The sequence below is a fragment of the Pseudomonas triticicola genome (genome assembly GCF_019145375.1).
Lineage (GTDB): Bacteria > Pseudomonadota > Gammaproteobacteria > Pseudomonadales > Pseudomonadaceae > Aquipseudomonas > Aquipseudomonas triticicola.
Map to the genome: position 1 here is coordinate 2,456,193 of NZ_JAHSTX010000001.1, position 12,363 is coordinate 2,468,555.

Genomic DNA, 12,363 nt, shown 5'->3' on the forward strand with positions numbered 1-12,363 from the left:
GGCGCGCCTGGGCAGCGCCCGCGCAAAAGGCCGGGTGATCAACCCACCCGCGCCATGCAATGTTCGATCAACGCTTCAAGCTCGCGCTGGTAATCGCTCATCAGCGCATCCATGGTGCCGGCGCGGTAACGCTGGCTGCTGTAGATGCAGCGCAAGGCCAGTTGCCCGTCATAGACCTGGCCGACGATTTCCAGCCAGTTGCCCAGATTCGCCTTGAGGCTGTAGTTGTCGCCGGTCTCTTCCAGTGCCGGCACCAGCAACGCCTGTTCATCGAAGCTCTGGTCGAACTGCCCGAGGTAGTTGAACGTCACCCGTGCCTGCGGCAATGCAGCCAGTTGTGCCGAGATTTCCGGCCCGGCCAGATGACGCAGCACGCCATAGCCGATGCCCTTCTGCGGTACGCCCGCCAGTTGCGCCTGCACATCGATGATCGACTGGCCGATGTCATCGCTGTCCGGGCGCAAACGTACCGGGAACATGCTGGTGAACCAGCCGAGGCTGCGGCTCAGGTCGATCGATTCGAAGAGGTCTTCGCGCCCGTGCCCTTCGAGCAGAATCAGCGCCGACGGTTGCTGACTCCAGCGGCACAGGGCGCGGCTGAGCGCCGACAGAAGCAAGTCGTTGATCTGCGTGCCGTACACCGCCGGGGCCTGTTTGAGCAGTTGTTCGGTGTGCTCGCGGGACAGTTTGAGCCGTGCCTGCGCCTGTTGCCGCACAAGGTTCTTGCCGCGCGGGTTGTCGCATGGCAGATCAACGCCGGGCTGATCCAGTTGCTCCAGCCAATAGCTCAATTCCCGCTCGGCTATCACTGGCGCCTGCGCCTGCAACGCCTCGGCAAACGAACGATAACTGCTGGTACGAATCGGCAGTTGCGGCACCAGCCCCTGCACGGACGCCTCATAAGCGACTTTCAGGTCGTCGAGCAGAATCCGCCACGACACGGTGTCGACCACCAGGTGATGAATCACCACCAGCAACCGCGCCTGACCATCCGGCAAGGCCACATGCATGACCCGCCAGACCGGCCCGTCGTCGAGTTTGAGGCTGCGCTGCGCGAGGTTGGCCAAGGCTTCGACCTCTTCGCTGCTTTGCGCTTCACGGCGCCACAGCACAGTCTCGTCGGATGCGCTGGTGTTGTAGCGCTGCAACCAGCGCCCGCCGTCGTTGGAAAAACGCAGACGCAGCGAATCGTGATGTTGTTCGATCAAGCCCAGCGCCTGTTCCAGGGCGTCAAGATCCAGCGGCTGACGTGCGCTGAGCAGCAACGACTGGTTGTAGTGATGCGCCTCGGCCATGCCTTCGGCGAAGAACCACTCCTGGATCGGCAGCAGATTGAACGCGCCCTCTGCGGCAACCTGAGTCAGGTCCGGCAGCGCTTGCCCGGCGCTCTCCTTCGCCACCTGCTGCTCGAGAATGCCGGCGATGGTTTGATAGCGCATCAGATCGCGCAGCTTCAGTTCCATCTGCAGGGTCGGATGGTTTCGCACCCGCGAGATCACTTGCAGGCTGAGGATCGAATCGCCGCCCAGTTCAAAGAAGTTATCGCTGATACCCACCTGCTCGACCTGCAACACCTGCGCCCAGATTTCCGCCAGCAGGCGTTCCTGCCCGGTGCGCGGGGCAACATATTCGTCGCTTTTGAACTCCGGTTCCGGCAGTGCCTTGCGATCGAGTTTGCCGTTGGGCGTGACCGGGAATGCGCTGAGGCAGACGATCTGCGCCGGCACCATGTATTCCGGCAGCGAAGCGCGCAGCCCGGCCTTGAGTTCATCGCCGATATCATCACCCGTGGCGGTGACCACGTAGCCGATCAGTTGCTTGCCGGAGGCATTGTCGCGGGCAATCACCAGCGCATCGCTGACCGCCGGCAACTGACGCAGGCTGGCCTCGACTTCGCCTAGCTCGATGCGGAAGCCACGGACCTTGACCTGATGGTCGATGCGCCCGACGTAATCGACCACCCCGTCCGGGCGACGACGCACCAGATCGCCGCTGCGGTACAGGCGCTCGCCAGGGGCAAACGGGTTGGGCACGAAGCGTTCGCCGGTCAGGTCGGGGCGTCCGTAGTAACCACGGGCGACGCCGTAACCGCCGATGTACAACTCACCGGCAAAGCCCGGCGGCAGCGGATTCAGATCGTCGTCGAGCACGTACAACGAACGCGCACCGACCGCGCGACCGATCGGCGCGTATGCCGCTTCGCACTGCTGGCTGATGGCGACTTTCCAGAGCATCGGCGTGACCACGGTTTCGGTCGGGCCGTAGCCGTTGGTGAAGAACTGCGGACGCAATGCGGCTTTGACCTGTTCGAAGGTCTGCTCCGGCACCGCATCGCCACCGAAGCAGTAGATGCGTACCGCTGGCGGCGCGATGCCGCTGGCGGCCGCGTACTCGGCCAGTTGCTTCAGATAGGCCGGCGGGAAACAAGCGATGGTCACGCCGTAATCGTGCAGGGCCTGATAGGTCTGCTCCGGCGTCCACAGGCATCCGTCACGGATCACCAGACGACCGCCGCTGTACAAGGTACTCAGCCAGCGTTCATGGGCACCGTCGAAAGCGAACGACATGAAGTGCAGCTCGCAACTGCTCGCGTCCATTTCGTACAACTCGGCGATCGCCTGGCAGTGCATGCTCAGCGGTCCCTGGGTGACAGCCACGCCTTTCGGTCGCCCGGTGGAACCGGAGGTGTAAACCAGATAGGCCAGGCTCTGCTCGTGAACATCGCAGACCGGGGCGGCATCGCTGTAAAGACTGCGATCGAGTTGATCGATTTCCAGACGCCGCACGCCTTGTGGTGCAGGTAACGTCGCGCGCAGGCTGGTTTGCGTCAGCAGCAGGGCCATGCGCGAATCTTCGATCATGTACGCCAGACGCTCCGGCGGGTAATCGATGTCCAGCGGTACGTACGCCGCACCGCTCTTGAGCACGGCGAGGAAACTCACCAGCATTTCCAGCGAGCGCGGCAATGCCACGCCGATCACCACTTCCGGCCCGGCGCCATGGGCGATCAGGCACTGCGCGAGGCGATTGGCCTGCCGCTCCAGTTCGGCGTAGGTCAGGTTGTCGCCGGCGCATTGCACCGCGATCGCGTCGGGCTGCTGTTGCGCATGGCGACTGATCAGCTCCGGCAGCAACTGCGGCGCGTGGCGGTGGGAAGGCTCGGCACTCCAGGCCTGCGCCGCGTGCCATTGTTCGGCGGACAGACGCTGCAAGTTGCCCAGCCGCTCATACGGCGCGGCCATCATCGCCGCGAGGGTGTTTTCCAGGGTCAGGCGAATGCCTTGCACCGCCTCGGCGCTGAAGTGGCTGCGCAGGTACAGGTACTCGATCGACAACTCGTCGCCGAGCATCACCGCAAGGTCCATCGGCACGTTGGTCACGCCATGGCCGATGGATTTGCCGAAGGTCAGCTCGGTGTCGGTTTCTTCCTGCAAGCGCTCGTCGATCGGGAAGTTCTCGAATACCACGATGCTGTCGAACAGCGCATGACCACCGAGATTCGACCAGCGCTGCACATCGGCCAGCGGTGCCTGGGAGTAATCGCGAATGTCGAGGTTGTAGGCCTGCACTTCACCCAGCCAGTCGGCCAGACGCTGATCGGCCTGCGGGGTCTGAATGATCGGCAGGGTGTTGATGAACAGGCCGAGCATGTTGCCGACGTTCGGCAGACTTTCCGGACGCCCTGATACGGTGGCGCCAAAGGTCACCGTCTGCTGGCCGGTGTAGCGTTGCAACAGCAGCAGCCACGCGCCCTGGATCAGTGTGTTGGGGGTGATGCGCAGGTCGCGGCAGAACTCCAGCAGGCGTGAGGTTTGCGCTTTGTCCCAGTTCGAATAGATAGCATCGTGACCGGTAACGTCGGCGCTGTGACGCGGGTGCATCGCCTGACTCAGCGCGGTCGGTTCGTTGACCACCGCCAGACGCGCCTTCCAGAACAGCTCCTGGGCATCCTGATCCTGCGCCTGCAACCAGGCAATGAAGTCGCGATAGCGGCCGTTTTCGCCAGTCACCTCGCCCGTGGAGTAGTACTGCAAGACCTCGCCGAACAGCCGCGAACTGCTCCAGCCGTCCATCAAAATGTGGTGGCTGGTCCAGATCATCTGGTACTGCTCGTCGCCCAGCTGCAGCAGGGTCACCCGCTGCAAACGCGCTTCGGCCAAGTCGAAGCCCAGCGCGCGATCAGCGCTGGCGAACTCGGCAATCGCCGCCTCGCTGCAGTCCTGCTCGCGCCAATCGAGCACCTGCATCTGCAGCGGCGCCTGGCGATGGACGACCTGCAACGGCTTGGCCAGCCCATCCTGCCAATGGAAACTGGTGCGCAGGATCGCCTGACGCACAACGATGAATTCCCAGGCCCGGCGGAAACGCTCAACGTCGAGGCCCTTGATCGGCAGGCTGACCTGTTGCACGTAAAGGCTGCTGCCGTTATCCGACAGGGTGTGGAAGAGCATGCCTTCCTGCATCGGCGACAGCGGATAGACGTCTTCGATCAGCTCCGCCGGCACCGGCAAGGCATCGAGCTGCGCCTGATCCAGTTGCGCCAACGGGTAGTTGGCAGCGCTGGCGGATTGCGCGTCTGCCAGCGAAACCACTGCGGCCAGTTTCTGCACCGTCTGCTGCTGGAACAGGTCTTTGGGCGTGAAGCAAATGCCCTGCTGCCGCGCGCGGCTGACCAGTTGAATCGAGATGATCGAATCGCCGCCGAGGGCGAAGAAATTGTCGGTCACGCCGACCCGCTCGATCTTCAGAATGTCCTGCCAGACCTCGGCGAGTTGCTGCTCCAGCGGCGTCGACGGCGCGACGTAATCGCGTTGTGCCTGGCTGGCATCCGGTGCCGGCAAGGCCTTGCGATCGAGTTTGCCGTTGGGTGTCAGGGGTAATTGTTCGAGGAACAGCCACTGCGCCGGCACCATGTAGTCCGGCAGATGCGCCTTGAGCGCGGCTTGCAACTCAGCACTCAGCGCGTCCAGTTGCGCGGGGCTTTGATCGGCCTCGGCCGGTACCACATAAGCCACCAGTTGCTGGCCGCCAACGCCGTCCACCGCCAGCACCACGCCTTCGCGCACGCTGGCCTGGGCCAGCAGACGCGCTTCGATTTCGCCCAGTTCAATACGGAAGCCACGCACCTTGACCTGATGGTCGATGCGGCCGACGTATTCGATACGGCCGTCATCCAGAAAACGTGTCAGGTCGCCGGTGCGGTACATGCGCTCGCCGTTGCTCGCCAACGGGTTGGGCACGAAACGTTCGGCGGTCAGGCCCGGGCGCAACAGATAGCCACGGGTGATGCCGTCACCGGCCAGATACAGCTCCGCTGCGATGCCGAGCGGTGCTGCCTGCAATTGCCCGTCGAGCAGGTACGCGGTGGTGTTGCGCAGTGGCCGGCCGATATTGGCCTGGCCGCCGAGTTCGCGACGGGTCCAGGTCGAATACGTGGTGTCTTCGGAAGGCCCGTACAGGTCGTAAACGTGGGCGACCGAAGTCTCGCGGTACAAGGTGTCGACCAGCGCCTGCTTGAGCGGCTCGCCGGCCAGATTGATGATGCGCACGCCCGGCGGGATCTGGCCGATGCGTTGTAGCGCGGCAATCGCCGACGGCACGGTGTTGATCAGGCGCACCTGATCACGCTCGGGCAAGTCCGGCAGCTCCAGGGCATTGCGCGCCATGACCATGGATCCGCCGCGCGCCAGGGTGACGAAAATCTCCCACACCGACAGGTCGAAGCACACCGACGTCGAGGCCAGCACGCCTTGCAGATCGTCCTCGCTGTAGACCTCGGCGGACCAGTGAATCAGCGCCTGCACGTTGCGATGGGCGATGGCCACGCCTTTCGGTTTGCCGGTGGAACCGGAGGTGTAGATCACGTAGGCCAGATTGGCCGAGTCGGCGCGCGCCGGCAGGTTGTCCGGCGCTTGCGATGCAAACGCCTCGCCGCCGGCCTCGACCAGCACCACCTGCGCTTCGCTGGACGGAAGTTGCGCGAGCAACGCTTGCTGGGTCAGCAGGACTTTCGCCTGGCTGTCATCGAGCATGTAGGCCACGCGGTCGGCCGGGTAGTCCGGGTCCAGCGGCACGTAGGTGCCGCCGGCCTTGAGCACCGCCATCAGGGCGATCACCAGTTCCGCCGAACGCGGCAGCGCCACGCCGACGCGCACTTCGGCGGTGACACCCAGCGTCACCAGATGCCGGGCCAACTGGTTTGCGCGGCGGTTCAGTTCGCCGTAGCTCAGGGCCACGCCGGCATGACTCAACGCCAGTGCCTGCGGATGCGCTGCGACCCGTGCTTCAAAGCTCTGCGAGATCAACCGCTCGGCCGGATAAGCCGCTTGATTGTCGTTCCACTGCGCCAGCGTCTGCCGTTCGGCCAGCGGCAGCAGACCGATCTCGCCGAGTGCCCGCTGCGGCGCTGCGATAAATTGCTCGAGCACTTCACGCAAATGCGCCGCCAGACCAAGCACGCTGCGCTCGGCAAAGTGCTCGGTGAGGTAATTGAAATCGAGGTTGAGCACTTCGCTGGCGCCGGCAATCAGGGTCAGGCCGTAGTTGGTCTGCTCGCGATGCTCCAGACCGGAAAAACGCAGCCCGCCCGGATTGGCCTCCAGCGCTTCGGACACCGGGTAGTTCTCGAACACCAGCAAAGTGTCGAACAGCGCTTCGCCACTCAATGCGGCCAGACGCTGAATGTCCTGCAACGGCGTCTGCTCGTAATCGCGCAACAGCAGGTTCTTGTCCTGCACGCTGCGCACCCAATCGCCGACGCTGAGGCTGGCCTGCGGGCTGGCGATCACCGGCAGAGTGTTGATGAACAGCCCCAGCTGTTCTTCGATGCCCGGCAAATCCACCGGACGCCCGGATACCGTAGCGCCAAACGCCACCGTGGCCTGCCCGGTGTAGCGCTGCAACACCAGCAGCCACGCGGCCTGCACCAGGCTGTTGAGGGTCACCTGTTGCTGACGGGAGAAGGCGTTCAGACGCTGGGTCAACGCTTCGTCGAAATGCAGACGATGCATCTGTTTGCCCGGCCCCGGCACGGTTCGTCCGTGGCAGGCCGAGGCCAGTCGGGTCGGCTCGTCGAGTTCGGCCAGTTGCCCGCGCCAGAATTCCTGCGCCCCAGCCTTGTCCTGGCCCTGCAGCCAGACCAGAAAATCGCGATAGCGGCCCTGTGCGCTCGGCACCGGCTGGCCGGCGTAATCCTGCAGCACTTCGCCGAACATCCGCGAGTTGCTCCAGCCATCCATGAGGATGTGGTGGCAGGTAAAAATCAGGCGATGGCGATCGTCGGCAGTGCGCAGCAGGCACAGACGCAACAGCGGCGGATTCTGCAGATCGAAGCCGCGTTCGCGGTCGGCCTGCGCCCGCGCCTCAAGCTCCGTCGGCAGATCAGCGGCATCGCGCACATCGATTTCCGGCATTTCCAGGGTCAGTTGGCGATTGATCACCTGCAACGGCGCGTCGAGGCCATCGCGGCCCCAGATGAAACCGGCGCGCAGCACTTCATGGCGGTCGACCACGCGCTGCCAGGCTTGCTGAAACCGCGCGACGTCGAGGCCGTCGATGTCCAGCAGCATCTGATAGACGTAGGCGCTGGCGTCGGCGTCGTACAGGCTGTGGAACAGAATGCCCTGCTGCATCGGCGCCAGCGGATAAATGTCCTCGATGCGCTGGGCGGCAATCGGCAGGCTGTCCAGATGCGCCTGGGACAAACCGGCCAGCGGCACGTCGGACGGCGTGAGGCCGCCCGCATGGCTAAGGCAGTGGTCGATCAATTCGCTCAGTGCCACTTCGTAGGCGCGGGCCAGCGCGGCGATGATCGCCTCCTCGAAGACGTCGCTGCTGTAGGTCCAGGTCAGGCTCAACTGGCCCTGATAAACCCGGCCATCGATAGTCAGCCAATTGGCCATCGGCGCGTTTGCGTCCTGACCGGCGCCCTTGTCTTCGGTGGCCGGCCGCCACAAGGCGTCTTCGTCGAAGTTGTTATCGAACTGGCCGAGGTAGTTGAACGTCACCTGCGGTTGCGCCAGTTCATGCAACGCCGCTTGTGCGTCGGCGGTGCCGAGATAACGCAGCAAGCCATAGCCGATGCCCTTGTTGGGGATCGCGCGCAGTTGCTCCTTGATGCCTTTGATCGAGCTTTCCAGGCTGGCGTTTGGTGCCAGGCGCACCGGGAACATGCTGGTGAACCAGCCCACAGTGCGGCTCAGGTCGATGTCATCGAACAGGTCTTCGCGGCCATGGCCTTCGAGCTGCACCAACGCGCTGTCGCTATCGGTCCACTCGCAGAGCACCCGCGCCAGTGCGGTCAGCAGCAGGTCGTTGACTTGAGTGCGGTATGCCGCCGGGGCCTGTTGCAGCAGCTGGCGAGTGCGTTCGGCGTCCAGCCGCGTGTCGACGCTGCGTTCGAAGCGGTTGTTCAATTGGCCCTGCGGATTATCCAACGGCAAACCGAGCGGCGCGTCGCGCAACTGCTCGCGCCAGTAGCTCAGTTCACTGTCCAGCGCCGCGCTGCGCGCATGCTCTTGCAGGCGCAAGCCCCAGTCCTTGAACGCGCTGGTCTTGGCCGGCAGATGCACGCGCTGTCCGCTGCTGATCTGCTGATAGGCGCTTTGCAGGTCTTCGAGCAGGATTCGCCACGACACGCCATCGACCACCAAGTGATGAATCACCAGCAGCAGACGCTGACTGGCGTCCGGCAAATCGATCAGCGCCGCGCGGATCAGCGGGCCGTTGTGCAGGTCGAGGCTGCGTTGCAGGTCCAGGCACAGCGCTGGCAATGCCGCGCTGTCGTCCAGCGTGAAAGTGCGCAATAACGCTTGTGGTTGATCCTCCGCGCCGTGGCTTTGCTGCCAGCCCTGCTCGGTTTGGCGATAGCGCAGACGCAAGGTGTCATGCTGTTTTTGCACCTGCGCCAGGGCCTGTTGCAGGGCTGCGGCTTGCAGGGTTTTCGCCGGGGTCAGCAGGATCGACTGGTTCCAGTGATGCCGCGCCGGGATGTCGCTGTGGAAGAAATACTGCTGGATCGGCGTCAGCGGCGCATCGCCAAGCACCTCGCCCTGCTCCGTCTGCACGGCGTCGCTCTGTTGCGCGACGGTGGCCAGACGCTGCACGGTCTGGTGCTGGAAAATATCCTTGGGCGTGAAGCGAATGCCAGCCTGCCGAGCGCGGCTGACCACTTGAATCGAAATGATCGAATCGCCGCCCAGCTCGAAGAAATTATCGTGAAGCCCGACCCGTTCGACCTTGAGCACGTCCTGCCAGATCTCCGCCAGACGCTGTTCCAGTTCACTGCGCGGCGCCGCGTAGGCCTCTTGCACATGCGCAACGTCCGGCTGCGGCAGTTGCTTGCGATCGAGCTTGCCGTTGGCGGTCAGCGGCAGCCGGTCGAGGAACGCCCAACTGACCGGAACCATGTAATCCGGCAGGGTGTCGCGCAGGTGCGCCTTGATCGAATCGCGCAGGGCGCCCTGCTCGTCCGCGTTCACTACCTCGACGGGCACGACCCAGGTTGCCAGTTGCTGACCGCTGAGGCCGTCCACCGCCAGCACCACCGCTTCGCGCACCTGTGGATGCTTGAGCAGTTGCGCTTCGATTTCGCCGAGCTCGATGCGGAAACCACGGATCTTCACTTGGTGGTCGATACGGCCGATGTACTCGATCACCCCGTCGCCGCGCAGCCGAGCGAGGTCGCCGGTACGGTACAGACGCTGGCCGGCCTTGCGGTTGAACGGGTCGGGCACGAAGCGGGTAGCGCTCATGCCAGCCTGCTTCAGATAACCACGAGCGAGACCGGCGCCAGCGATGTACAACTCACCGATGCAGCCTTGCGGCACCAGGTTCAGCGAGCTGTCGAGCAAGTACCACGACAGGTCGACAATCGGCGCGCCGATCGGGCTGCTGTGAGTGCTGTGCAGATCGGCCAGCGACAATGGCCGGTAGGTCACGTGCACGGTGGTTTCGGTGATGCCGTACATGTTGATCAGCGTCGGCGCGCGGTCGCCAAAACGCTCGAACCACGGACGCAGATTCTGTACTTCCAAAGCCTCGCCGCCGAACACCACGTAACGCAGGGCATTACTGCGGCTCGACTCGCAGGCGACCTGCATCAACGGCTTGAACGCCGACGGTGTCTGGTTCAGCACCGTGACATTTTCATCGCACAGCAGCGTGTAGAAATCTTCCGGCGAACGGCTGACATCGTGCGGCACCACCACCAATTTGCCGCCGTACAGCAGCGCGCCGAAAATCTCCCACACCGAAAAGTCGAACGCGTAGGAATGGAACAGCGTCCAGCTGTCCTGCGCGCCGAAATCGAACCAGTGCGCGGTGGCGCTGAACAGGCGCATCACGTTGCCGTGCGGCAGCAAGGCGCCCTTGGGTTTGCCGGTGGAACCGGAGGTGTAGATGACGTAGGCCAGATTGTCCGGCGTGGTCAGGCATGGCGGGTTGCTTGCGATGCCGTGCTCCGGCGTTTGATCCAGATCGAGGCAGACCAGCCCCGGCGGAATCGGCAATTTCCCGAGCAAATGCCCCTGGGTCAACAGCAAGTGAATGCCGCTGTCGCCGATCATGTAGCTCAAACGGTCATCCGGGTAGCTCGGGTCCAGCGGCACATAGGCGCCGCCGGCTTTCAGCACCGCGAGAATGGCGACAATCATCTCCAGCGAACGCTCCACCGCCACGCCGACGCGCACATCCGGGCCGACGCCCTCCTCGAGCAGCGTATGCGCCCACTGGTTGGCGCGGTGATTGAGCTCGGCGTAGGTCAGGCGTTGCCCGGCACAGCTCACCGCCACCGCATCGGCATGCCGCTCGGCCTGGAGCTCGATGGCTTGCTGGATGCACTGGGTCAGCGGTTGTTCAATCAGCGACGGATTCCATTGCGCCAACAGCTGTTGCTGCTGGCCGGCGTCGAGCATTGGCAACTGGCCAATACACTGGCTCGGCTCGGCGACGATCGCTTGCAACAGCGCGGTCCAGTGTTGCGCCAGGCGCTCGATGGTCGCTGCGTCGAACAGGTCGGTGGCGTACTTGAGTACCGCTTCGATGCCGTGCGCCTGTTCGGTAGTGTTGAGGGTCAGGTCGAATTGCGCGGTCTGGCTCTGCCATTCCAGCGGTTCGATGTTCAGGCCGTTAAGGCGCGTCGCAACGCTCGCACGGCGCTCGGCCTGGTGGTTGAACATCACCTGGAACAGCGGACTGTGGCTGAGGCTGCGGCCCGGCTCCAGCGCTTCGACCAGTTGCTCGAAGGGCAAGTCCTGATGCGCCTGCGCCTCCTGGGCGGTCTGTTTGACCTGACGCAGCAGTTCGACAAACGGCAGCTCTGCGTCGATGTCCGCCTTGAGCACCTGGGTGTTGACGAAGAAGCCGATCAGGCGCTCGATTTCTACCCGGCCACGGTTGGCCACCGGCACGCCGACACGGATGTCGCTTTGCCCGCTGTAGCGATGCAGCAAGGCCTGAAACGAAGCCAGCAGCAACACGAACAGGGTGACGTTTTCCTGCCGGGCAAACGCTTTGAGGGCATGGCTCAGCGCCGGGTCGAGAATCAGGTTGTGGCTGGCGCCGGCGAAGCTCTGCTCCACCGCGCGCGGGCGATCCAGCGGCAGTTCCAGCACCGGTTGCTCGCCGCCGAGCTTGGCCTGCCAGTAGGCCAGTTGTCGCTCCTGCTCACCGGCCTCCATCCACTGGCGCTGCCACAAGGCGTAATCGGCGTATTGAATCGGCAGGGCCGGCAGACCGGCGTCGTGACCGAGGTTGAAACCGGCATAGAGCTGCACCAGTTCCTCGATCATCACTTGCAGCGACCAGCCATCGGAAACGATGTGGTGCAGGGTCAGCACCAGCACATGGTCATCGGGGTTGACCTGCAGCAGCGCGGCACGCAGCAACGGCCCGTGCTGCAGGTCGAAAGTCTTCTGGCTCTGGGTCTGGACGAAAGCCTCGATCGAGTGCTCCGGGTCATTCGCCAGATCAGCGCTCAGGTTGTGAATATCGAGGGTAAAAGGTCCTGCGGGCAGGACCACTTGCAAGGGTTGCGCGCTGTCTTGAGAGAACACCGTGCGCAAGGTTTCGTGGCGTTCGATCAGCGCCGCAATGCTGCGTTCCAGTGCCGGCACATCCAGCGGCCCCTGCAAGCGCAGGGCCGTCGGAATGTTGTAGGCCGCGCTGTGCGGTGCCCACTGCCAGAGGAACCACTGGCGCTGCTGAGCGTAGGACAGCAGCAACGGCTCTTCAGCCGTGCGCTTGAAAACCGGGGCAATGTCAAAGAGGTTGACGCCTTTCTGCTTGAGCAGAACCGCCAGAGCCTTTCTTTGCTTAGCCGAAAGTTGTCCTACCGACTCGATTAACTCTTGCACGCGTTTTTCC

General features: G+C 63.7%; 1 protein-coding gene. It reads right to left on the bottom strand.

What is annotated here, in order from left to right:
* Positions 1–38: 38 nt before the first annotated feature.
* Positions 39–12,353 carry a non-ribosomal peptide synthase/polyketide synthase gene (locus tag KVG85_RS11000; protein WP_217863866.1) on the bottom strand — a complete coding sequence of 4,105 codons (12,315 nt, stop codon included), beginning with the start codon at positions 12,351–12,353 and terminating at the stop codon, positions 39–41.
* Positions 12,354–12,363: the final 10 nt, after the last annotated feature.